The sequence below is a fragment of the Reyranella sp. genome (genome assembly GCF_965228225.1).
GTDB lineage: Bacteria > Pseudomonadota > Alphaproteobacteria > Reyranellales > Reyranellaceae > Reyranella.
This window is the reverse complement of the sequence record NZ_OZ245801.1, coordinates 1,380,745-1,403,905: the sequence shown is the minus strand read 5'-3', so window position 1 is coordinate 1,403,905 and position 23,161 is coordinate 1,380,745. Positions and strand designations below refer to the sequence as shown.

The following is a 23,161-nucleotide window of genomic DNA, read 5'->3' as shown; positions in this document are numbered from 1 at the left end:
AGGCGATGATGGCTAAAATGCCCAATTGTCGCTGGCCTTGTCGCCCGTCCTTCGCCAAAACGCCACAAACCATGACCGATCAGGATCCCGCCGCGGCGCCCGCTGCGGTCCCTCCCTCTCTTCGCGCAACCTATCGGGCGGCCGACCGTTACGGCTCTCTTGAGCGGGCGGGTGCACGCCTGCGTTATGCGTGGTGGAATGCCCTTCGGGTCCCGCGCGGCACGGCCGTTATCCTCCCCGGGCGCGGCGAGTTCATCGAAAAGTACGCCACCGAGGTGGTCGGAGACCTCTTGGAGCGTGGCTTTGCCGTGGCCGCCCTCGACTGGCGGGGTCAGGGTCTCTCGGACCGTCCGCTGCCGGACCGCGGCAAGGGACACATCGATACCTTCTCGACCTACATGGTCGACCTCCGGCTGTTCCTCGATACTGTCGTTTCGCCTGACGCGCCTCGGCCGGTGCTCGCCCTCTGCCATTCGATGGGCAGCCACATCGCGATGCGCGAAATGGCGGAGAGCGGGACCGGTCCGTTCTCTGCCGCTCTCTTCGTGGCCCCCATGACCGCGCTCCGCCGTGAAGCCATGCTTCGATCGGTACTGATGATCATGCCCGAGGTCCCCGCCGTGGAGGAACGCTACCTGTTCGGGACCGGGCCCTTCGTCCTGCTGGCCCGGGAGTTCGCGTCGAACTTCGTGACGCATGACGAGCGCCGCTATCGCTTCACCGAGGACTGGTTCACGGCCGATCCGCGTCTCGCCTTGGGTGGTCCCACGCTGGGCTGGTCCCGGCAGGCGGTCCGTTCGATGGCCGCCGTCCATGCGTCCGGCTATCTCGAGCGCATCGACATTCCGCTGCTCGTCATCAGCGCTGGCGAGGACCGGCTGGTCGACTCCCGGTCCCATGCCCCGCTGGTGGCCCGCCTGAAGCACGGCGAGCACTTCACGATCGGCCATGCCCGCCACGAGATCATGATGGAGACCGACGAAATCCGCGCCCTGTTCTGGGAGGCGTTCGACCGGCTGGTGAAAGGCGTGCTGAGCTGATGACCGAAGTCCAGATCCTGGTGATCTTCGTCGCCTTCGTCATCGCCGGGATCGCCAAGGGAGCGGTGGGCATCGGACTGCCGCCGATCGCCGTGGGCCTGATGACGCTGGTCGTGCCGCTCGAGGACGCGCTGGCGATCATGACCATTCCGACGCTGGTCACGAACGTCTGGCAGGCGGCCTACGGGCGGGGCCTGCTGCGCCTGTTCCGTCGTTTCTGGACGCTCGCCCTGACCGCCACCGTCACGCTGATCCTCGTGGCCGCGAGCCTGGACAAGCTCGGTTCGGCCCAGGCCTCGGCCTGGCTGGGCGTCATGCTGGCTCTTTATTCAACGATCGTACTCCTGGCATGGCGCCCGCGCGTGTCGCGCCGGGCCGAACGCTGGATGAACCCTCTGATGGGCATCGCCAGCGGCGGCGTGGCCGGCTTCACCGGCATCGCGGCGGTGCCGTTCCTGCCCTACATGCAGTCGCTGGACATCGACAAGGACGACCTGGTGCAGGCGCTGGGCATCCTCTTCATCTTCCTGATCGGCTCGCTCACGGTCGCGCTGTTCCGTCAGGGCGCCTTCGATGCCACGAACGTTGTCGGTGGGATTGCAGCCATCGTTCCCACCTCGATCGGCGTCTGGCTCGGCCAGAAGTCGCGCAATGCCCTGTCCCCTGAAATGTTCCGTCGGGTTTTCCTGATCGGGCTGCTGGCTCTCGGGCTGCACATGGCGCGTGGCTTGTTGTAGGGTCGGGCCATGTCCCTCCCCCTCTTCAAGGTCACGATCTGCGGCATTCCCGAGCTGCCGCAGCATTGCGCCGTCGGCGTAAGCCACGTCCTGTCGATCATCGACACCCACGAGCCGCGCCCGCCCGCGCTCGACACCTACTCTGGCATCGAACATGAGCTGATCCGCTTCGACGACGTCGTGGCGGAGTATCCTGGCTTCGAGGCCTGCACGCAGGCCCATATCGAGAAGGTCCTGGCGTTCGGCGAGCGCGTCCATGCGCGGCCCGATGGCCACGTGCTGATCCATTGCCACGCGGGCATCTCGCGCTCGACTGCGGCGGCCGCCATCCTGATGACGCAGCTCGCGCCGGGAACCGAGGAACAGGCCTTCCTGAAGCTCCTGGAGCTACGCAAGCATGGCTGGCCGAACACCCGCATGATCGAGTTCGCCGACGCGCTGCTGAAGCGCGACGGCGCCATGCTGCGGGGCCTGGTTGCCTACCGAAAGGCCCTCCTCGAGGTGAAGCCGCACCTCAAGGACGTGGTCCGCAACATCGGCCGCGGCCACGAAATTCCCGTCTGACCCCTCCCGAGGTGTGGCTTGCGGCCACGCCTGGGGCAGGATTCAACGCAGGAGTCTGCTTCCTACCGCGCCTTCATCGGCAGGCTGGCGAGATGGGTGCCGGCGTCGACGATCAGGAACTCGCCGGTGATGTTGCTGGCGCTCGTCAGGAAGAACATCACGGCTTCCGCCATCTGTTCGGGCGTACCGGCCTGGCGCAGCGGCGTGTTCTGCTCTTGCCCCATCTTCATCTTGTTGTAGTTCTCCTCACCCATGCCGCCCAGCAGCCAGCGCGTCTGGATGAAGCCCGGGCACACCGTGTTGACCCGCACTGCCGGCGACAGCCAACGCGCCAGGGTCAGCGTCAGGGTGTTGAGTGCGCCCTTGGAACAGGCATAGGGGATCGAGCTGCCGACCCCCATGACGCCCGCGATCGATGAGATGTTCACGATCGAACCACGATCCTGCTGGGTCTCCCATTGCTTATTCATCATGGGATAGACGGCGCGGCTCATCATGTAGGGGCCGGTGACGTTCACCCGCAGGATGCGATCGAAATCCTCAGGCGTGACGCCGTCGAGGTCGCCCTGGTTCTGGAACTTGGTGGTGCCGGCATTATTGACGAGACCGTCGATGCGGCCCCACTTCTTCATCGTCTCGTCGGCGAGCCTGCGGCAGTCGGCATCCTGGCCCATGTCGGCCTGGACCAGGATCGCCTCGACGCCCTTGGCCTTGACCGCCTCGTAGGTCTCGTCCGCCTCTTTCTTGCTCTTGGTGTAGTTGATCGCGACGTTCCAGCCGCGCTCCGCCAGGTCGAGCGCGCAGGAGGCGCCCAGTCCGGTCGCCGAGCCCGTCACGATCGCCACCTTGTTCGATTTCGCCATGTCGCTTCTCCCGATATCTCGCAGCACCTTTCATAGGCTAGGATCGGCCCCCAAGGCAAAGAAACGCAGCTCAGGCGGGATCATGGCGGATCTGTTTTCGATGAAGAATCGCGTGGCGCTGGTGACCGGCGCGTCGCGCGGGCTGGGACGCGACATGGCGCTGGCCCTGGCGGAGGCCGGTGCCACGGTGCTCTGCGCCGGCCGCTCGGTAAAGGAACTCGACGCCACGGCCCGGGCCATCGACCGGAAGGGCGGAAGGGCGCACGTCGTCACGATGGACGTGACCGACGAGGCCGATGTCGTCGCCAAGGTCGGCGCCATTGTCGGCAAGCACCGCCGCATCGACGTGCTGGTGAACAATGCGGGGATCGTGCACCGCCAGGACATCGTCGACACGGCAACGGCCGATTTTCGCAAGGTGATCGAAACCGACCTGGTCTCGCAGTTCATCGTGGCGCGCGAGGTCGGCCGTCACATGCTGGCGCGCAAGTATGGTCGGATCGTCAACATCTCCTCGGTCATGGCGGTCCTCGGGCGGGCCTCGGTCGCGGGCTATGTCTCGGCCAAGCATGGGCTGGTCGGCCTCACCAAGAACCTGGCCGCCGAGTTCGGGCCGCACGTCACGGCCAACGCAATCGCGCCCGGCTACATCCGGACCGAGCTCAACGTTCCCCTGCAGCAGAACAAGGATTTCAGCGCCATGCTGGAGCGCCGAACCGCCGCCGCGCGCTGGGGCAAGCCCGAGGATCTGCGCGGCGCGCTGCTGCTGCTGGCGTCCGATGCGGGCAGCTACATCACCGGCCACACGCTGGTGGTCGATGGCGGCCTGACCACCATCCTCGCCTGATCGGACGGACCAGGCCATGACCGGTATTCCGCGCTGGGCGATGCTGCTGGCGGCCGCGGCCTTCGCGCTCTACGCCGTCGCGGTCTCGCAGGGCTGGCTGCGCGACCCGTCGCTGGCGAAGGCCGACTATGTCGGCACCATCGACGTCTCGACCGACGATGCGAAGCTCTACCGCGCCATCCCCTTCGAATGGCAGGTGAACAGCGCCGCCGGCAGCTTCAAGGGCAACGACACCGCGCATGTCCGCATCGACCCGTCGGGTGAACGGACCGTGCTGTGCGGCTGGGTCCCGCTCGACAAGGGCGGCGCCTCGATCCGCGCCACGCGCTGGTTGAGCGAGGCGCGTCTCGCCGTGGGCGACCTCAAGGTCACCGCCCTGTTCATCGCACCTGTCGACAGGAAGCCCGGGGACGGTCTGAACGCCGGCTGCCTGCGGCTCGACGAAGGCATCAAGCCCGCCGCCGATGCGTCTCTCCGGCTCGAAGGCTCTCCGGTCCGCGAATAGACCCGTCTCACTGATTGAAAGAGTAACCATGCTTCCCAGACAAGGCGTTACCCCGGAACTGGCCCGCTTCATCGTCGACACGAAATGGGACGACCTTCCGGAGAAGGCCCGCCACGAAGCCAAGCGCGCCCTGCTGAACTTCTTCGCCGTGGCGATCGCAGGATGCCGCACCGAGCCGGTCGAGCTGGCGCTGCGGACCCTGGGCGAGTTCTCGGGCGGCCGGCAGGCCACCCTCGTCGGGCGGTCCGAGCGCATCGATCCGCTGACGGCCGCGTTCCTGAATGCCGCGGGTGCCAACGTCTTCGACTATTGCGACACCCATCTGCCGACCGTCGTTCACCCGACCTCGCCGCTGGCACCCGCGCTGCTGGCCCTTTCCGAAATCCGCCGTGTCACCGGCCCGGACCTGCTCCTGGCCTTCGCGCTTGGCTTCGAGATCGAATGCCGGATCGGCGGCGCGGTCTCGCCCGGCCATTATCCCAAGGGCTGGCATATCACCTCGACCTGCGGCGTGTTCGGTTCGGCGGCCGGCGCCGCCAAGCTGCTGGGCCTCGACGCCGAGCGCACCGTGTGGGCGCTGGGCAGCGCCGCGACCCAGTCCGCCGGCCTCTGCGAATGCCTGGGCTGGCCCGCCAAGAGCGTCAGCGTCGGCAACGCGGCCCGCAACGGGCTGTTCTCGGCGCTGCTCGCGGAGAAGGGCTTTGCCGGCCCGCCCGAGCCGATCGCCGGCGCGCAGGGCTTCCTCGCGGCCATGGGCGAGCCGCCCAACTGGGCGGCCCTGCTCGACGGGCTCGGCAAGGACTGGCAGGTCAATCACAACTCGATCAAGCCCTATGCCGCGGGCTTCGTGATCCACCCGCTGCTCGACCTCGCGCTCGACTGGCGCCGCGCCCATCCGGATGTCGCCGTCGAACGGATCGCCGTGCGCGGCAATCCCCTGCTGCTGCAGCGGACCGACCGCGCCGACATCGCCACGGGCCGCGAGGCGCAGGTCAGCCTGCAGCATTGCGTGGCGGCGGCGCTCGTGCTCGGCAAGGCGGGCCTCGACCAGTTGACCGATGCCTGCGTCGCCGATCCCGCCATCAAGGCCTTGCGCGGCAAGTTCGAATGCACGAGCGACGATCGAATCTCGACGATCGCCGCCGAAATGGACATCTGGAGCGCCGATGGGAAGAAGCACGCGCTTTCAACCCAGGCGGCGCGCGGCAGTTCGTCGAACCCGCTGAAGGATGCCGAGATCGAGGCCAAGCTGCGCGACGAGGCCCGGCGCTGGGAGCCGGACCACGACATCCAGCCTCTGATCGACGCCGTATGGGCGCTCGACCGCAGCGAGGATGTCTCCGCGCTGCTGTCGCTGGCGGTGCCTACTCGACGGTGACGTTGGCGGCCGCCGCGACCGCCTTCCAGGTCGCGATGTCCTTCTGGATGAAGGCCGCGAACGCTTCCGGCGAGTTCCCGACCGTCTGCATGGCCTGCTTCTCCAGCAGTTCCTTGGTGGCAGGATCGGCCAGCGCCTTGACGATCTCGGCGTTCAGCTTCTTGACGACGGCGGGTGGGGTCTTGGCCGGCGCCAGGATGCCATGCCAGGCCAGCGCCTCGAAGCCGGGATAGCCGCTTTCGGCGACGGTCGGCACTTCGGGCGCCACCGGCGACCGGTCCAGGCTGGTGACGGCGAGCGCGCGCAGCTTGCCGGACTTGATGTGCGGCAGGACGCTGATCGGATCGCCGAACACGACGTTCAGCGTGCCGCTGACGAGATCGCCCACTGCCAGCGCCGTGCCACGATAGGGCACGTGGGTCATCTTGAGGCCCGCCTTGCTGGCGAACAGCTCGGCCACGAGGTGGTTGGCCGCGCCGACGCCGGTCGAGCCGTAATTCAGGGCGCCGGGCTTGCTCTTGGCCAGCGCCACGAACTCCTGCAAGGTCTTGGCCGGCGACTCGGAGTTTACGACGAGGATGTAGGGATAGGCCGTCGTCATGGTGATCGGCGCAAAGTCCTTCACCGGATCGTACGGCAGCGTCTTGTAGACGGCGGGATTGATCGAGATCGGGCCGGACTGGCCGAGCAGCAGCGTGTAACCGTCGGGCTCGGCCTTGGCCACCAGATCGGTGCCGACGATCGATCCGGCCCCGCCCTTGTTCTCGATCACGATCGGCTGGCCGATATTCTCGGAGACCTTCTTGGCGACGATCCGGGCCACCGAGTCGGCGCCCCCGCCCGGCGCATAGGGCACCACGAGCTTGAGGGATTTGGAGGGGAAATCCTGCGCCCAGACCGGGCTCGCGACAACAGCCAGCGCCAGCGCGCCGGCGGCGCGCCTCGTCATCTTCTTCATCTTTCCTCCTGGGACTTCATTGGCGGCATCGTTGAGAATACCGCGGACAAGGGCTACTGAAACATTGCCATGGGGCAATCTCGGTTCTCTCGCACGGCGTCAGGCCGCTTCCCCTCTCAACTGGGCCAAACCGCGCTTCATCAGGGCTTTGGTGTAGCGTTCCCGGCCGACCTCCGGCGCGACGGCCTTCTTGTCCGGCGGCGACGCGAAAATCCCGGTCAGTTCCTTGAGCTCCGCCTCGGCAAGCTTGAAGTTGCCGCGCTTCATGTAGCCCAGGGCGCGGAAGAGGCATTCCTCCTCCTTCCAGTTGGGCTCGCGGTTCCAGTCGTCGAGCTGATGCAGCGCCGCCGCAAAGCGCGCCAGTATGGTCGCCTTGAACTGGGAAGTTACCCGATACATGCTATCCGCTCGCTCCTGTTGCCTGGCGCAATGGTGCGCGCGCCGCGCTTCCGCCGCAAGCACCGTGGCCTCGGCCCCCTGTCCACGCGATGACTGCGCTGACCGTCTCCGACGCCCGGCTGGACGGCCGCTCGAGCCGCGGCACGTTCCTCGATCTCGCATTGCTTGTCGTCGGCAGCAGCGCGCTGCTGATTGCCCTGATCCTCTGGTTCGACAATGCGCAGGGTGGGTTGACGGGCAACGGCGTCTTCAAGAGCCTCGAGCTGAAGCCCTGGGTGGTCGATCCGGCGCACGCACCGCTCTACCCCTCGAACTATCTCTTCTATCCCGTCTACGGCGCCCTCTGCCGGCTGCTCGACCTGCTCGGCATCTTTGCGGGCGACCCCCGGCGGCAGCTCACGATCCTCAACGCGGCAAGCGCCAGCCTCTGCACCGGCGTGGCCTACCTGCTCGCCCGCGCAATGACGGGCGACCGGATCATCGGCCTGTTGACGGGCGTGTTTCACCTCGCGACCAGTCACGTGATGTTCCTCGCCATCGTCAACGAGGACATCATGCCGAGCTATACGCTGATGTTCGCCGCGATGGCGCTCGGCGCGGTCTGGTTCGCGCAGCCGTCGGTGGCACGGGTTGCGGCGGTCGCTGTGCTGTTCTCGACCGGCTGGCTGTTCGAATGGCGGCTGATGTTCCCCACCCTGCCGGCGATGCTTGCCGCGCTCTGGCTCTGCGAGCCGCGCCGCGGGCGCCGCCTCGCCTGGATTGCATTGTTCCTCGCCTGCATGCTGGCCACGGCGTCGGTCGTGGCGATGGCCTGGCATGGTCACACGGGGGCCGTCGGACCCTTCGATCTCGTCTGGACGGGCAAGGCGGTGCGCTCGGTGTGGGCGGGCTTCAGCTGGGCCAAGGTGGGCTACCTCTGGGATGGCATCGTGGCCTATCTGCTGGGGACCGGCGTCACGACGTTCGATCGCCTTCCCGGCTGGGACATCTGGCGCTTCGTCACGACCTTCTGGCTCGTGGGCATCGCCGCCGTCGCGGGCTCGACCCTCATGCGCGCCAACGACAGCCGGGCTCGGGCCCTGCTGGCCGTGTTCGGCATCACCTTCCTCGCGGGCGAGGTCTTCAACCTCTACTCCCAGCCGCAGGACCCGCAGATGCAGATCAACGTCATGGCCTGGGTGACCCCTGCCTGGGCGCTGGTGCTGCTTGCCGCGCGCCGCCGCTGGCCGACGCGCGGCCTTGCCGCCATGGCCGCCGTCACCGTCGCGCTGTTCGCCTACAATGTCTGGAGCATCGCGCCGTTGCGCGGCCTCGACAGTAAATGGCGCAACGCCATCGAGCGCCTCGAGCACGAGAGCGATCCGGCACGCACCGTCTTCCTGCTGCACGATTTCGACTGGACGATGGTCTACGCCTCGCTGCACTGGGGCACGGCGGAGCCGGGTATCGCCGGGTTGGGCCCGGCGCCGCAGGCGCTGCCGAAGTTCAAATGGATCGGCTTCACCGGCGACGTCCTGCGCCATCCCGACTGGAGCGCGGAGCGGCACGTCGAATCCCTGCGACGACAAATCGACCGCGTGCTGGCGCTCGGCTACGAGGTGATCGTCGTTCGCCTGTGGGACATTCCCGAGGCCCAGTTGCTGACCGAGACCGGCATGGTCGCCGACGCCGCCCGGCTCGGTGCGCTGCAACGCATGCTGCGCACCGACTTCGCGGCCAGCCCGGTGTCGGTCGACCCGGTCGCGGGTTCCCTATATCGGCTGCAGCCCGCCGCCGGCCGCTGACGGCTACATTGCCGCCTGCTGGATGCGTCGTTCGTCGAGACCGACCGAGCGCGCGGTCTCCACGATGGCGGCCCAGGTATCGTCCGGCAGCGGTACGCCGTCGGCGAGACGCTGGGCCCGGGTACGAGACTCCTGCTCTCCCGGAACGAGAATCTCGACACCGGGCGTCGCGGGCTTGGAGTCCTTCACGAACGAAACGTACTTCGCGATGTCCGTCGGGAAGAAGCCCTCGGCATCGAACACCTTGGGATCGACGTAGAAGGACAGCATGCCGTTGGCAAAGCGGCCGCGCTTGGGATCGGTCGCGCCCGTGCCCGACAGCGAGCCGCCCAGGATCTCGCACATGAAGGCGAGGCCCGAGCCCTTGTGGTCGCCGAAGGCACGGATCGCGCCGGTGCCCTTGCTGTGATCGCGCGGACCCGTGGGCGTATAGTCGCCGTAGAGCAGATGGGGATCGGCGCTCGGCTTGCCGTCCGGTCCGATCAGTGCGCCCTCCGGCAGCTTCTTGCCACCCTGGCTGGTCACCAGGACCTTGCCCTCGGCCACGATCGAGGTGGCGAAGTCGAGGACCAGCGGATCCTCACCTGGCCGCGGGACACCGACACAATAGGGCGCGGTCGAGAAGCGCCGCTCGACGCCGCCAAAGGGCGCCACCAGGACGCTGCCCGAGGCGTTGACGAAATGCACCGAGACGAGACCGGCCTCGGCCGCCATCTCGGCCCAGTCGCCGACGCGGCCGACATGGCCCGCGTTACGCAGGGTCACGGCCGAAAGGCCGTTCTTCAGGCACTTGTCGATGCCGATCTGCACGGCCTGCGGCGTCACGGTCTGGCCGAAGCCGTACTTGCCGTCGACCACGGCGATCACCGGCGTATCGACCAGCACATCGACCGTAACGTCGGCGATGACCGTGCCGCTCTTTTTCTGCGAGGCGTAGCGCGGCACGCGCACCACGCCGTGACTGTCATGACCCGACAGGTTGGCGCTCACGAGGTAGCGCCCGATGCGACCGCCCTCCTCCTTAGAGCATCCCGCGGCGGCAAAGATGTCCGCGACGAAGGATTCCAGCTCCTTCGCCTTGATCGTCACACTGCCCATGTCAGGATTTTCCGCGCTGCAGGCTCGCGACGTAGCCGCGGTTCCAGGTCGGGTTGATCATCACCTCATTGATGACGATGTGCGCCGGCAGGCAGGCGATGTAGCGGATCAGATCTCCGACATCCTCCGACTGCGCCATGCGCTTGCGCTCGGCCGGGGTGATCGGCACCGGACGCTTGTCGAGGATCGGCGTCGCCACCTCGCCCGGGCAGACCACGCAGGAGCGGATGCCGTTGACGCATTCCTCCATGTTGATCGTGTGGCTCATCGCCACCACGCCGTGCTTGGCCGCCGAATAGGCCGGGCCCGACAGCAGGCTCGGCACCTTGCCGGCGACCGAGGAGGTATGGATCAGCACGCCGCCCTTGTTCTTGCGCATCAGCGGCAGCACCGCCGAGGTGCAGTAGAAGGCGCTCGACAGGTTGCCGTGCACGACCTCGTCGACGCCCTTGGGCGTCAGCTGCTTCCAGCTCCGCTTCTGGATGTTGAGGCCGGCATTGTTGACCAGGATGTCGATGCGCCGATGCTTCTTGGCGATCGCCGCAACAGTCTTCTCGACCGCGGAGGCCTTCATCAGATCCGCCGGCTTCACCTCGGCCGTGCCGCCAGCCTTACGGATCATTTCGGCCGTCTCTTCGAGCGCCTCGCGCCGGCGCCCGGTCAGCACCACCGTCGAGCCGTCCTTCGCCAGCGCCACCGCCGCCGCCTGGCCAATACCCGAGCCAGCACCGGTCACCCAGGCGACCTTGCCCGTCAACGAACCCATGAACATCTCCTCAACGCCAGAAAGCGAGGATTAAAGCACCTTGCCGGTGCTGTCGTCGATCAGATGCATGTTGCTGAGGTCGGCCCTCAGCTTCATGGACTGTGCCGCCGCCGCGCCCGCATTCGGGTTGACGCGACCGCAGACCTCCCGGCCGTTCACCGTGAAGTAGACCAGCGTCTCCATGCCCATGGGCTCGACGACGTCGATCAGCATGTCGAAATCGTGCTGGTTAGACTCGGTGTGCGGCTTGGTCTCGGTGATGTGCTCGGGCCGGAGGCCGAGCATCAGGCTGGGCTTGCCGACATGGGCCGTGTAGCGGGCCGTTCGGTCGGCTGGCACCGGGAAGGACAGGGTGTCGTTCACCCGTACCCGCAGGGCGCCCGCCGCCTGCTCCAGCTGACAGGTGAGGAAGTTCATGGCCGGCGAGCCGATGAAGCCCGCGACGAACTTGGTGGCCGGCGAGTGGTAGAGATCGTTCGGCGAGCCGACCTGCTCGATCAGGCCGCCGTTCATCACCACAACGCGGTCGGCCAGGGTCATCGCCTCGACCTGATCGTGGGTCACGTAGACCGTCGTGGTGCGGACCTTCTGGTGCACCTTCTTGATCTCGGTGCGCATCTGCACGCGAAGCTTGGCGTCGAGGTTCGACAGCGGCTCGTCGAACAGGAACACCTTGGGATCGCGCACGATGGCGCGGCCCATGGCGACGCGCTGGCGCTGGCCGCCCGAGAGCTGCTTGGGCTTGCGGTCGAGCAGCTCGGTGATGTCGAGGATCTGGGCCGCCTGCTTCACCCGCTGGTCGATCACGTCCTTCGGCGTCTTCTTGAGCTTCAGGCCGAACGACATGTTCTCGTAGACGTTCATGTGCGGATAGAGCGCGTAGTTCTGGAACACCATGGCGATGTCCCGGTCCTTCGGCGGCACGTCGTTGACGACGTCGCCGCCGATCGCGATATCGCCGCCGCTGATCTCCTCGAGCCCCGCGATCATGCGGAGCGTCGTGCTCTTGCCGCAGCCCGACGGACCGACCAGGACGATGAATTCCTTGTCGCTGATGTCGAGGTCGATGCCGCGGACGGCGAGGACTTCGTCGTACTTCTTGACGACCTTACGCAACGTTACCTGAGCCATGTGTCGACTATCCCTTTGTCGCGCCCGCGGTCAGACCCGCAATGTAGTAATCCATGAGGAAGGCGTAGATGATGAGCGGCGGCGCCGCGCCGAGCAGCGCGCCGGTCATGATCTGCCCCCAGTTGAAGACGTCGCCCTTGATCAGCGTCGTGATGATGCCCACCGGCAGCACCAGCTCGCTGGTCGAGGTGGTGAAAGCCAGCGGGTAGAGGAACTGCGCCCACGCGACCGTGAAGGTGAAGATCGTCGCCGCGATGATCCCTGGCAGGGCCACCGGAATGAAGATCTTGGTCAAGGTCTGCATCCAGGTGGCGCCGTCGATCAGAGCCGCCTCGTCGAGTTCCTTGGGAATCGACGCGAAGTAGCCGATCATGATCCAGGTGGCGAACGGCACGGTGAGCGTCGGATAGAGGATGATCATCGTCCACCAGTGATTCATCAGCTGGACGCCGAATACCTCGTTCACCCACGCGAACATCTTGAACAGTGGGATGAACAGCAGCGTTTCGGGGATCAGGTAGGTGAGGAACACACCCGTCGCCAGCGTGGCCGACCCCCAGAACTTCATGCGTGCGAGCGCAAAGGCTGCGATCACGCTGATCAGCATGGTCAGGATGACGACGCAGATCGACACGATCGCCGAATTCCGGAAGAACACCAGGAACTGGTTCTGCGAGAGCAGGTCGATGTAGTTCTGCAGGGTCGGATTGCTGATCCACCACGGGTTGGTCGCGGCCGAGATCTCCGCGCTGGTCTTCAGCGAGGTGATCAGCATGTAGACCGGCGGCATCAGGAAGAAGATGGCGAACAGCACGAGGAAGAAATAGGACCAGCGCAGCGCCCAGGTCCGATCGCGACTCATGCTGCCGTACTTTGGACGGGACGGCTCTCCGGTGGCGATTGCGGCGTTTGCCATCAGACTTCACTCCCCCGCTTGGTGATGTCGCGCAGGATGAAGGTCGCGGCGACGGCCAGGATAGGCACCATGAACAGCGACACGGCGGCGCCGAGCGGTATGTCTCCGCCCTCGATGCCGACGCGGAACGCCCAGGTGCCGAAGATGTGGGTGCTGTTGAGCGGACCACCCGCGGTCAGCACGCGCACGATGTCGAAGTTCGCGAAAGTGACGATCAGAGAGAAAAGCGCGGTGATCGCGATGATGTTGCGCATCATCGGCAGGGTCACGTACCAGATGCGTTGCCACCAGGTGGCGCCGTCGATCGAGGCGGCCTCATAGAGTTGCTCGGGCACCGACTTCAGCGCCGCGAGATACATGATCATGAAGAACGGCGAACCGATCCACACATTGACCAGGATGACCGAGAAACGCGCCCAGCCCGCCTCGCCGGTCCACGGAATGCCCTCGAACCCGAACACCGCCAGGAGCCAGTTGAGGGCGCTGTAGGACGGATCGAACAGCCACAGCCAGGCGAGCGTGCTCATGGCCGGCGGGATGACCCACGGCACCAGCAGCATGCCGCGCCACTTGCGCTGGCCCTTGGCCGGAATGTTGTGGACGAAATGCGCGACCACGAAGCCGATGATCGCCTTGAAGATCACCGCGGTGATGGCGAACAGGCAGGACTGGTAGACGACCAGCCAGAACGTGTCGCGACCGAACAGGAACTCGAAGTTCCCGAAGCCGACGAAGCGCGTCATGCCCTTGTTGAGTGTCGCGAGGTAGACCGCATAGCCCGCCGGATAGGCGACCAGGATGAGGATCAGAAGGATCAGCGGCAGCGCCATCAGGAAGGCGATGGTCGACTTGCGCTGCATGAGCTTGTGCAGGCCGCTGCGCTGCTGTGTCGGATGCCCGGCCGGATTGCGGGCGGCGATGTCTGCCATCGGGTACTCCAGGCCCCGTCGGGCCATGCGGGAAACACCAGGTTGAAATTGGCGACGAGATCGAACGGAAGCGGGTCACCGCGCCGGAAGCGGCGAGCTGCCCTGCCAGGGACAGGGCCGCCCTCCCACATCCTTCCGGATCTGGCGCTGAAGACCGGATCCGGAGCCGATCCGCCACCGCCCGCCGGCTCCCATCGAGGGACCGGCGGGTGGCGTCGCATCAGTTGCGGCTGAAGCCCTCGAGCTCCTTGGCCGCCCAGTCGATCGTCTTGTCCATTGCTTCGCCCTTGGCGTAGCGCACGACCATCTGGGTCTGGATGGCCTGGGTGTAGATCTGCTCGGCGATCTTGTGCGGCGCGGGCGCGGCGGCGATCGAGAGCGTCTGGTGGTTGTGAGGGTTCGGATAGTGATAGAGCGTGCCCTTGGGCGGCCCCTCTTCAGACCAGACCTTGAAGGTGGTGAGCTTCTCGAACGACGGCAGGTCGTAGCCCTGCGAGGCGTTGGTCATCTTCTCCGCGGAGCTGGCCTGCGAGAGGAAGGTAATCAGGCTCTTGGCTGCCGACTGGTTCTTGCTGAAGTTCCAGATGCCCCAGAAGTACGGCAGGAACGGCGCGTAGCGGCCCTTCGGTCCCATCGGGAAGCCATGCGTCCAGAGTTGCTCGGCGATCTGCGGCGCGTCGCGCTTGGCGACGGCCCAGGCGCTGGGCGGGTTCATGATCAGCGAGCCCTGGCCCGACACCAGGAACTTGTTGTTCGAGGCGTCGTCCCACGACGGCACGTCGGGCGGCAGGAACTGCATCAGCTTCTTGTAGTAGTCGAGCACCTGGCGGACCTGGTCGTTCTTCACGACGATGTCGCCCTTGGCGTTCACGAGCTGGGCACCGAAGGCGTGGAACAGCGCGCCGGCGCTGTCGACACTGTCCGACGTCTGGCCGAGGCCGATGCCGAACGGGTTACCACCCTTCTGGCAGGCTTCCGCCGCCTTGAGGAAGTTGTCGAGGTTCCAGGAATCCGCCTTGGGGGCCTGGCCGGCTGGATACATCGCCTGGATGTCGATGCCCGCATGCTTCTTCAGCAGGTCGATGCGCGAGCACGGTCCCTTGATCTGGCTGCCTGCCGTGGCCGGCACGGCGAGCCACTTGCCGTTGAGCTTGCCGAGATACTCGACGGTCCCGTTGACCGCGCCGTTCTCCTTGATGAGCGGCTCCATCACGTCGTTCATGGCGACGAGCTGCTCGGAATAGCGCGCCGGCAGCCAGGTCGAGAAGGCAAGCACGTCGTGGCCGGACTTGGCCTGGCCCTCGGCGGCCGTGGTCAGCAGCAGCTTGTTGCCCTGGGAGGTGATGAAGTCCATCTGGACTTCGACCTTGTTCTTCTCGCCCCACTCCTTGCAGAGTTCTTCGGTGGCTTTGTTCGCACCGGGGACCCAGTGATCCCAGAATCCGCAGGTGAGCTTGCCGGCGGCGTGTGCGCCGCGGACGAAGGGCGCAGCGACAAACGCTGCGGAGACCGCAGCAGTACCCGCCACGAATCGACGTCGATTGACCTTCCTCGAGACCATGTTTCCTCCTCAGAGCCGTTTCGAACGGCCGATTGACCCGGCCCGCTTTGATGCAAAGGCTATGGCTCTCATTCGGAGCCTTGAGGCGATGCTATGCACAAGAAGCCGGGCAAGCAACGCATTTTGACATGCGATGACAAATCAGGATCGATTTGACAGGCCAGCGAGAGACTTGGATGCTCCGCGACCCCAAGCCGAAGAGAGAGTGCAATTCCTGCTAGAAATCGCTGCGAATTGCATCTCGCTTCAGAAAATCGCCGAATCTATCGGCTGCTCGTTCGGAAAGAAGCGTACGCCTCCCCATGAATAGCCTTCCCAACGTCAATCCCTGGCTCGCTGCCGTCGCCCCCTCGCCCATCGGCGAAACTAAGCGCTGGGTGCTGGGCCGCACCTTCCCGGCCGACCGGCCGCTGATCGACCTCAGCCAGGCCGTGCCGGGGTATCCGCCGGCGCTGGAACTGCGCCAGCATCTGGGTGAACTGCTGCTCGATCCCACGATGCATGGCTACACGCCGATCCTCGGCCTGCCGGTTCTGCGCGAGGCCTATGCGGGACATCTCTCGGAATTCTACGGCGCCCCCATCGCGCCCGCCGAGGTTGGCATCACGTCGGGTTGCAATCAGGCGTTCTGCCTCGCTCTGATGAGCATCGCCAAGGCGGGCGACCAGGTGATCGTGCCACGGCCGCACTACTTCAATCACGACATGTGGATGCGCATGCAGGGGATCGAGCCGGTGCCGCTCGACTTCCGCCCTGGCTCTGGCGCGGTGCCCAGCGCGGAGGATGCCGAGAAGCTGATCGGGCCACGCACCCGCGCGATCATCCTGATCTCGCCCAACAATCCGACGGGTGCGGTCTATCCACCCGAGACGATCCACGCCTTCTATGAGCTCGCGAAGAAGCACGGCATCGCGCTGCTGCTCGACGAGACCTACAAGGACTTCCTGCCTCAGGGCGAGCGTCCGCACGATCTTTTCAGCCGGCCCGACTGGCGCGGCACCTTGGTGCACCTCTACAGCTTCTCGAAGGTGTTCGCGCTGACCGGCTATCGCGTCGGCGCCGTCAGCGCGGGCACCGAACTCATGGCGGAGATCGAGAAGGCGATGGACTGCGTCTCGATCTGCCCGCCGCGGCTTGCGCAGGAGGCCGCGCTGTACGGCCTGCGCAACTTGCTGCCCTGGGCGCGGAACAACACAGCCGGCCTCAAGGCGCGGGCCGACTTGCTGGGCCAGGGTCTCGAACGCTCCAACCGCTGGCGCCTCGTCAGCATTGGCGCCTACTTCGCCTACGTGGAGCATCCTTTTGCCGGCACCGCTTCCACCGAAATCTCCAAGCGCATGGCCGACGAGGAGAACCTGCTCACCATCCCGGGCGACATGTTCGGCGCCGGCCAGGAGCGCTTCATCCGCCTCGCCTTCGCCAACGTCACCGACGACAAGATCCCGCTGGTGCTGGAGCGGCTGGAGCGGTTCGGCGTGTAGGGAGGACGCGTCGCGTCACTCTTTGCGCAGGATCTTCTCCATTGCCTTTCCCTTCGCGAGTTCGTCCACGAGTTTGTCGAGGTAGCGGATCTCGCGCATGATCGGCTCCTCGATCTCCTCGACGCGCACGCCGCAGACCACGCCCTTGATGAGGGCTCGGGAGGGATTGGGCTTGGGCGCCCTGGCGAAGAAGGTCTCGACGTCGACCTGTTGGCTCAACTGTGTCTCCAGCGCCTTCGCACCGTAGCCGGTGAGCCAGAAGAGGATGCGCTCGACCTCCGCCCTGGTGCGCCCCTTCCGCTCCGCCTTCGCGACCAGTGCGGCGTAAACCTTCGCGAAGACCATCGTGTAGATGCGATGCTTTGCCATGACCGCGATGCTAGCCTATCCGCCGCCGCCATCAACGATGCGAAGAGGAAAGCGCCATGCCCCACGCGACCACGCCCGACGGGGTGAAGCTCCATTACGAGGAAGCGGGCAGTGGCACGCCGATCCTGTTCGTCCACGAATATTGCGGCGACTGGCGCGCCTGGGAGCCGCAGATGCGGTTCTTCGCCCGCCGCCATCGCTGCATCACCTATTCCTTCCGCGGCTATCCCGGTTCCGACGTCCCGCCGAACGGCGACATGTACGGCCAGCAACATGCCGTCGACGATGCCCTGCACATGCTGGACCACCTGAATATCCCGAAGGCGCATATCGTCGGCCTGTCGCAGGGCGCCTTCGCGACGGCCCATTTCGGCAGATGCCATGCCGACCGCGCGCTCTCTCTGACGCTCGCAGGCGTGGGATCGGGCGCCGGCCGCGACGGGCACGAGCAGTTCAAGAAGGATGCCGTGACGACGGCCGCTCTGATCCGAAAGGACGGCATGGCGAAGTATGCCGAGAGCCTCACGACCAATCCGACACGCTCGCGCTTCAGGTTGAAGGATCCGCGGGGCTTCGACGAGTTCACGAAGCATCTCTCCGAGCACCCCGTGGTCGGCGCGGCCAACACCATGGAGAATTACCAGGGCAAACGGCCGTCGCTCTACGACTTCGAGGCCGACTGGAAGAAGCTCGACCGGCCGACGCTGATCATCTGCGGCGACGAGGACGATCCCTGCCTCCAGCCCAGCCTGTACCTGAAGCAGGTCCTGCCCAATGCCGGCCTCGCGATGTTCGCCAAGACGGGCCACGCGGTGAACCTGGAAGAACCGGACGCCTTCAACCGCGAACTCTGGAACTTCATCGTCCTGGCGGAAGCCGGGAAATGGGCGCCCCGGCAACCCGCGGCGAAGGACGCCGGCCTTATTTGACCGTCACGGCGTGATTGAGCGGGCCATGGCCGCGCCCGAAACCGGGCGCGGTCTCGATGGCCCTGCGGACATAGTCCCGCGCGCGCGCAACGGCATCATGCAGCGTCATCTTCTGCGCCAGGCCCGCCGCAATAGCCGAGGCCAGCGTGCAGCCCGTGCCATGGGTGCTGCGGCTCACGATCCGTGCGTCCTCGAACCGGTCGAACCTTCCATCGTGGAACAGCAGGTCGACCACGCGATCGCCTTCGAGATGGCCGCCTTTCATCAGCACCGCGCCGGCGCCGAGTTGCAACAGCCGCTGGGCAGCGCGCTTCATGTCGGACTCGACTCTCACCGGAAAGCCCACCAGCACCTCCGCCTCGGGCAGGTTCGGGGTGACGAGCGCCGCCATCGGCAGCAGCGTGTCGCGCAGCGCCGCTTCGGCTTCGGTCAGCAGAAGCCGGTGCCCGCCCTTGGCCACCATCACCGGATCGACGACCAGCGGCACCCCGGGCGCATGCCGGGCGATTCCGGCCGCCACCACCTCGATCACCTCGGCGCTGTGCAGCATGCCTGTCTTCAGCGCGTCGGCCCCGATGTCGCTCAGCACGACCTCGATCTGCTGCGCGATGAAGGCGGGCTCGATCCCGACCACGCCATGCACACCCTCGGTGTTCTGGGCCGTGAGTGCCGTGATGGCCGTCGCCGCGAAACCATTCATCGCCGTGACCGCCTTGATGTCGGCCTGAATGCCGGCCCCACCGCCGGAATCCGACCCGGCGACGATCAGCACGCGGCCCTTCATGCGGCCTGCCGCGGGATCGCGTCGATGATCTGGTCGACCACGCTGCGCACGAGTTCGGAATCGTCGCCCTCGGCCATCACGCGGATCAACGGCTCGGTACCCGACTTGCGTACGAGGATGCGCCCGCCCTTGCCGAGCCGTTCTTCCCCGGAGGCGATGGCCTTGGCTACGGAGACGGCATCGAGCGCGGCCTTCGCGTCGGCGACACGGATGTTCTTGAGCAGCTGCGGCACCGGCTCGAAGGCGCGGAAAAATTCGCTGGCTGGACGTTCGCAGCGGATCAGAGCGCACAGCGCCTGCAGCGCCGCCATCAGCCCGTCTCCCGTCGTGGCATGATCCGTCATGATGATGTGGCCCGACTGCTCGCCGCCCAGATTGAAACCGTCGGCCCGCATGCGCTCGAGGACATAGCGGTCGCCGACCTGGGTGCGCACGAGCTTCAGTCCCCGCGCGTTGAGGTGGCGTTCCAGCCCGAGATTGGACATCACGGTCGCCACGAGGCCACCGCCGGACAGCAGACCGCTCTGCATCCACTGATCGGCGATAGTGGCCATGAGCTGGTCGCCATCGATGACCGCTCCTGTCTCGTCGACCAGGATGACGCGATCGGCATCGCCGTCGAGGCCGATGCCGATATGGGCATGGTGCGCAACGACCTGCTCCTGCAGCACGCCAGGATGGGTCGAGCCGCAATTGCCGTTGATGTTGAATCCGTCCGGCGCCACCCCGACGCGCACGACCTCGGCGCCGAGTTCGGTGAATACGGTGGGCGCCACCTTGTAGGCAGCGCCATTGGCACAATCGACGACGACCTTGAGTCCGCTGAGGTCGACCCCGCGCGGCGCGGATGCCTTGACGGCCTCGATGTAACGGCCCTGCACGCCGTCGAGCCGCTGGGCGCGGCCAATGCCGGCGGCGTCGGCGAGGACGAGGTCCGACGGCTTCATCACAAGCGCCTGTATCTCGCCCTCGACGGCGTCGGACAGTTTGAACCCGTCAGGCCCGAACAACTTGATGCCGTTGTCCTCGTAGGGATTGTGCGACGCGGAGATCATCACGCCGACATCCGCCCGCATAGAGCGGGTGAGGAATCCGACGGCGGGCGTGGGAATGGGGCCCAGCAGGAAGACGTCGACGCCGACCGAGAGGAAGCCCGCCGTCAGGGCCTGCTCCAGCATGTAGCCGGACAGGCGTGTGTCCTTGCCGATGACGGCTCGATTGCGATGGGCGCCCCGATGAAAGACCTGACCGGCGGCCATGCCGATGCGCATCGCCATCTCGGCGGTCATCGGGGCAGTGTTTGCACGACCGCGAACGCCGTCGGTGCCGAAGAGTGAACGAGCCATTGCTGGTGTTTTAACGCATAGCCTCGAACACGGCGAGGGTCTGCCGGGTCGCCACGACGTTGTGAACGCGCACGATCGACGCGCCACGCCGCACGGCCTCCACCGCCAGCCAGGCCGATGCCGGATCACGATCCGAGGGCTTTTCGACGCCCGTAAGCCGGCCGATGAAGCTCTTGCGGGAGCAGCCGATCAGGACAGGGTAGCCGTCCTCCGCCAGACGCTCGGTCCCTGCAATCAGCGCAAGCTCCTCTTCGACCGCCTTGCCGAAACCCAGGCCGGGATCGAGGGCTATGGCCTGTCGCTCCACGCCGGCCGCCTCGCAAGCAACGGCGCGATCGACCAGGAAACGCCGGACATCCGCGACGACGTCGATATAGGCCGGCCCGGCATAGCGCTCCTCCGGTCTTCCCCGCCGATGCATCAGGATGACCGCCGCCTTGCGGCGCACGACCAAGGGCAGCATGGCCGGGTCATCACGCAGCGCCGAGACATCGTTCACGATCCGCGCGCCGGCCCCCAGTCCCGCTTCGGCCACCAGAGACCGACGTGTGTCGAGGGAGACGACCGCCCCGTGGCGAACCAGCCCTTCGACGACCGGGAGAATCCGGCGACATTCCTCCTCGGGCGAGACGGCAGCCGAGCCGGGGCGTGTGGACTCGCCGCCGACGTCCAGGATGTCGGCACCTTCCGCGACAAAGCGCAGGCCATCGTCGATGGCCCGCGCCGGGTCGAAGCGTTCACCGCCGTCGGAAAAGGAATCGGGCGTCACATTCACGATCGCCATCACGAGAGGGCGATCGAGCGCGAGGCCCGCGAAGAGTCGTGTCAAACGCCCGGCTGAGGCTCGGGGTTGGCACCCGGCGCCGGGCCGGTGGTGGTGGTCGGCACCGAGGCGCGGCGGCGGCGATCGGACGTACCCGCACCGCCGGTGTCGTCGCGCACGACCTTTTCGCCGCGCAGGATCGTGCCGATCTCGTCGTTGCTCAGCGTCTCGTACTCGAGCAACGCTCTGGCGATCATATGCAGGTCCTCGAGGCGCTCGGTCAGGATCGTCCGGGCCCGACCTTCGGCCTCCTCGATCAGGCGGCGAACCTCCTGGTCGATGAGCTGCGACGTTGCCTCCGAGACGTTCTGGGTCTGCGTGACGGCATGGCCCAGGAAGACCTCCTGCTCGTTCGCCTGATAGCGCACGCGGCCGAGCTTCTCGGACATGCCGTAGGCGGTGATCATGCCGCGCGCCGTCTGCGTCGCGACCTGGATGTCGCTGGCGGCCCCGGTCGTGACGTTCTCCGGGCCGAACACCAGCTCTTCGGCCAGGCGACCGCCGAACATGATGGCCAGCCGCGACTCCAGATACTGCTTGGTGTGGCTCAGATGGTCGCGCTCGGGGAGCTGCATGGTGACGCCCAGCGCGCGACCGCGCGGGATGATCGTCACCTTGTGCAGCGGATCGCTCTTGGGAACATGCATGGCGACCAGCGCATGGCCCGCCTCATGATAGGCCGTGAGCGTCTTCTCCTCGTCGGTCATCGCCATCGAGCGACGCTCTGTGCCCATCAGGACCTTATCCTTGGCGTATTCGAAATCGCCCATGGTCACGAGACGCTTGCCGACGCGCGCGGCGCGCAGGGCGGCCTCGTTCACGAGATTGGCGAGATCCGCGCCGGAGAAACCCGGCGTGCCACGGGCCAGCACGCGCGGATCGACGTCGGGCGCCAGCGGCACCTTGCGCATATGGACCTTGAGGATCTTCTCGCGGCCGCCGACGTCGGGGTTCGGCACCATGACCTGGCGGTCGAAGCGGCCCGGACGCAGCAGCGCGGGGTCCAGCACGTCGGGACGGTTGGTCGCGGCGATCAGGATGACGCCCTCGTTGGCCTCGAAGCCGTCCATCTCGACCAGCAACTGGTTCAGCGTCTGCTCGCGTTCGTCGTTGCCGCCGCCCAGGCCCGCACCACGATGGCGGCCGACCGCGTCGATTTCGTCGATGAACACGATGCAGGGGGCGTTCTTCTTGGCCTGCTCGAACATGTCGCGCACGCGGCTGGCGCCGACGCCCACGAACATCTCCACAAAGTCGGAGCCCGAGATGGTGAAGAACGGCACGTTGGCCTCGCCGGCGATGGCGCGCGCCAACAACGTCTTACCGGTACCCGGAGGACCGACCAGCAAGCAGCCCTTGGGGATCTTGCCGCCCAGGCGCTGGAATTTCTGCGGGTCCTTCAGGAAGTCGACGATTTCCTCGAGCTCGCCCTTGGCCTCATCGATGCCCGCGACGTCGTCGAAGGTGACGCGACCGTGCTTCTCGGTGAGCAGGCGCGCCTTGGACTTGCCGAAGCCCATGGCGCGGCCCGTACCGCTCTGCATTTGGCGCAGGAAGAAGATGTAGACGCCGACCAGGACGAGGACGGGCAGCCAGCTCACGAAGATGCTGCCGAGGTTCATGCCCTCTTCCGCCGGTCCCGCATCGACACGGTCGACGTTCTTGATGAGCATCGGCATCAGCTGGTCGTCGGGCGGCGTGCTGGGCGCGTAGGTCGAGAACTTCTGCACGCCATTGCGCGGCTCGCGGAAGGTGCCGTTGATCGTATTGCCCTGGATACGGACATCCTGGATCTGCCGCTGCTCGACCGCGCGAACGAATTCCGAGTATGAGATCGTGTTGCCGGGAGTCCGCGTCGCCCCACCCTGGAAGACGCTGTAGAGCAGCGCGAGCAGCAGGACGATGACGATCCAGAGGGCAGCGTTGCGATTGAACGGGTTCACTGATGGCTTC

General features: G+C 66.2%; 23 protein-coding genes. 9 read left to right on the top strand and 14 right to left on the bottom strand.

Annotated features, from left to right (window positions below):
* Positions 1-71: 71 nt before the first annotated feature.
* From ACO07K_RS06780 to ACO07K_RS06770, 3 genes are read left to right on the top strand one after another with little or no spacing between them, the layout of a single operon-like run.
* Entirely contained in the window at positions 72-1,040 is a 969-nt protein-coding gene (locus ACO07K_RS06780) for an alpha/beta fold hydrolase (protein WP_422035143.1), read from the top strand.
* Positions 1,040-1,777, top strand: coding sequence for a sulfite exporter TauE/SafE family protein (locus ACO07K_RS06775; protein ID WP_422035142.1), 738 nt, complete (start codon positions 1,040-1,042; stop codon positions 1,775-1,777). Before ACO07K_RS06780 ends, ACO07K_RS06775 begins: the two co-directional genes overlap by 1 nt.
* Positions 1,778-1,786: 9 nt before the next feature.
* On the top strand, positions 1,787-2,341 hold the full coding sequence (locus ACO07K_RS06770) for a tyrosine phosphatase family protein (RefSeq protein WP_422035141.1): 555 nt from the start codon (positions 1,787-1,789) through the stop codon (positions 2,339-2,341).
* Positions 2,342-2,403: 62 nt separating this feature from the next.
* Here ACO07K_RS06770 and ACO07K_RS06765 read toward each other — a convergent pair whose 3' ends face one another.
* Positions 2,404-3,204 (bottom strand): SDR family NAD(P)-dependent oxidoreductase, encoded by an 801-nt coding sequence (locus ACO07K_RS06765; protein WP_422035140.1) that lies wholly within the window; start codon positions 3,202-3,204, stop codon positions 2,404-2,406.
* Between the two features lie 82 nt (positions 3,205-3,286).
* Here ACO07K_RS06765 and ACO07K_RS06760 point away from each other — a divergent pair, with 82 nt between their 5' ends.
* Genes ACO07K_RS06760 through ACO07K_RS06750 form a run of 3 tightly spaced genes read left to right on the top strand, consistent with a single transcriptional unit; the run spans position 3,287 to position 5,934 of the window.
* On the top strand, positions 3,287-4,051 hold the full coding sequence (locus ACO07K_RS06760; RefSeq protein ID WP_422035139.1) for an SDR family NAD(P)-dependent oxidoreductase: 765 nt from the start codon (positions 3,287-3,289) through the stop codon (positions 4,049-4,051).
* A gap of 16 nt (positions 4,052-4,067) precedes the next feature.
* Positions 4,068-4,556, top strand: coding sequence for a hypothetical protein (locus tag ACO07K_RS06755; protein WP_422035138.1), 489 nt, complete (start codon positions 4,068-4,070; stop codon positions 4,554-4,556).
* A 28-nt stretch (positions 4,557-4,584) separates the two neighbouring features.
* Positions 4,585-5,934, top strand: coding sequence for an MmgE/PrpD family protein (locus ACO07K_RS06750; RefSeq protein WP_422035137.1), 1,350 nt, complete (start codon positions 4,585-4,587; stop codon positions 5,932-5,934).
* On the opposite strand, the gene ACO07K_RS06745 is transcribed toward ACO07K_RS06750, so the two are convergent.
* Together ACO07K_RS06745 and ACO07K_RS06740 are read right to left on the bottom strand one after the other, a co-directional pair.
* Positions 5,921-6,892, bottom strand: coding sequence for a Bug family tripartite tricarboxylate transporter substrate binding protein (locus ACO07K_RS06745; protein WP_422035136.1), 972 nt, complete (start codon positions 6,890-6,892; stop codon positions 5,921-5,923). The genes ACO07K_RS06750 and ACO07K_RS06745 overlap by 14 nt on opposite strands.
* Positions 6,893-6,991: 99 nt before the next feature.
* Positions 6,992-7,291 carry a hypothetical protein gene (locus tag ACO07K_RS06740; protein ID WP_422015331.1) on the bottom strand — a complete coding sequence of 100 codons (300 nt, stop codon included), beginning with the start codon at positions 7,289-7,291 and terminating at the stop codon, positions 6,992-6,994.
* Between the two features lie 89 nt (positions 7,292-7,380).
* On the opposite strand from ACO07K_RS06740, the gene ACO07K_RS06735 reads away from it, so the two are divergent.
* Complete coding sequence (locus ACO07K_RS06735; protein WP_422035134.1) at positions 7,381-9,075, top strand: hypothetical protein; 1,695 nt, start codon at positions 7,381-7,383, stop codon at positions 9,073-9,075.
* Positions 9,076-9,078: 3 nt separating this feature from the next.
* On the opposite strand, the gene ACO07K_RS06730 is transcribed toward ACO07K_RS06735, so the two are convergent.
* From ACO07K_RS06730 to ACO07K_RS06705, 6 genes are all read right to left on the bottom strand, one after another.
* A complete protein-coding gene (locus ACO07K_RS06730) occupies positions 9,079-10,173 on the bottom strand; it encodes a malate/lactate/ureidoglycolate dehydrogenase (protein ID WP_422035132.1) in 1,095 nt (364 codons plus the stop codon).
* A gap of 1 nt (position 10,174) precedes the next feature.
* A complete protein-coding gene (locus ACO07K_RS06725; RefSeq protein ID WP_422035131.1) occupies positions 10,175-10,939 on the bottom strand; it encodes an SDR family oxidoreductase in 765 nt (254 codons plus the stop codon).
* A 30-nt stretch (positions 10,940-10,969) separates the two neighbouring features.
* Complete coding sequence (locus ACO07K_RS06720; protein ID WP_422035129.1) at positions 10,970-12,070, bottom strand: ABC transporter ATP-binding protein; 1,101 nt, start codon at positions 12,068-12,070, stop codon at positions 10,970-10,972.
* 7 nt (positions 12,071-12,077) lie between these two features.
* Positions 12,078-12,986 (bottom strand): carbohydrate ABC transporter permease, encoded by a 909-nt coding sequence (locus ACO07K_RS06715; protein WP_422035128.1) that lies wholly within the window; start codon positions 12,984-12,986, stop codon positions 12,078-12,080.
* On the bottom strand, positions 12,986-13,915 hold the full coding sequence (locus ACO07K_RS06710) for a carbohydrate ABC transporter permease (protein WP_422035127.1): 930 nt from the start codon (positions 13,913-13,915) through the stop codon (positions 12,986-12,988). Before ACO07K_RS06710 ends, ACO07K_RS06715 begins: the two co-directional genes overlap by 1 nt.
* Positions 13,916-14,135: 220 nt before the next feature.
* A complete protein-coding gene (locus tag ACO07K_RS06705; RefSeq protein ID WP_422035126.1) occupies positions 14,136-15,476 on the bottom strand; it encodes an ABC transporter substrate-binding protein in 1,341 nt (446 codons plus the stop codon).
* Between the two features lie 302 nt (positions 15,477-15,778).
* On the opposite strand from ACO07K_RS06705, the gene ACO07K_RS06700 reads away from it, so the two are divergent.
* On the top strand, positions 15,779-16,957 hold the full coding sequence (locus ACO07K_RS06700) for an aminotransferase (protein ID WP_422035125.1): 1,179 nt from the start codon (positions 15,779-15,781) through the stop codon (positions 16,955-16,957).
* Positions 16,958-16,972: 15 nt separating this feature from the next.
* Here ACO07K_RS06700 and ACO07K_RS06695 read toward each other — a convergent pair whose 3' ends face one another.
* A complete protein-coding gene (locus ACO07K_RS06695; protein WP_422035124.1) occupies positions 16,973-17,326 on the bottom strand; it encodes a DUF2200 domain-containing protein in 354 nt (117 codons plus the stop codon).
* A gap of 56 nt (positions 17,327-17,382) precedes the next feature.
* Between ACO07K_RS06695 and ACO07K_RS06690 the strand changes: the two genes are divergently transcribed.
* A complete protein-coding gene (locus ACO07K_RS06690; protein ID WP_422035123.1) occupies positions 17,383-18,255 on the top strand; it encodes an alpha/beta fold hydrolase in 873 nt (290 codons plus the stop codon).
* Here the strand turns inward: ACO07K_RS06690 and thiD are convergent.
* Genes thiD through ftsH form a run of 4 tightly spaced genes read right to left on the bottom strand, consistent with a single transcriptional unit; the run spans position 18,248 to position 23,151 of the window.
* The gene (gene thiD, locus ACO07K_RS06685; RefSeq protein WP_422035122.1) at positions 18,248-19,039 is read right to left on the bottom strand and encodes a bifunctional hydroxymethylpyrimidine kinase/phosphomethylpyrimidine kinase; all 792 of its coding nucleotides are present in this window, start codon (positions 19,037-19,039) and stop codon (positions 18,248-18,250) included. The two genes, ACO07K_RS06690 and thiD, sit on opposite strands and share 8 nt — an antisense overlap.
* Complete coding sequence (gene glmM, locus ACO07K_RS06680; RefSeq protein ID WP_422035121.1) at positions 19,036-20,385, bottom strand: phosphoglucosamine mutase; 1,350 nt, start codon at positions 20,383-20,385, stop codon at positions 19,036-19,038. Before glmM ends, thiD begins: the two co-directional genes overlap by 4 nt.
* Positions 20,386-20,395: 10 nt before the next feature.
* Entirely contained in the window at positions 20,396-21,214 is an 819-nt protein-coding gene (gene folP / locus ACO07K_RS06675; protein ID WP_422035120.1) for a dihydropteroate synthase, read from the bottom strand.
* The gene (gene ftsH / locus ACO07K_RS06670) at positions 21,211-23,151 is read right to left on the bottom strand and encodes an ATP-dependent zinc metalloprotease FtsH (protein WP_422015385.1); all 1,941 of its coding nucleotides are present in this window, start codon (positions 23,149-23,151) and stop codon (positions 21,211-21,213) included. Before ftsH ends, folP begins: the two co-directional genes overlap by 4 nt.
* Between the last annotated feature and the right edge of the window lie 10 nt (positions 23,152-23,161).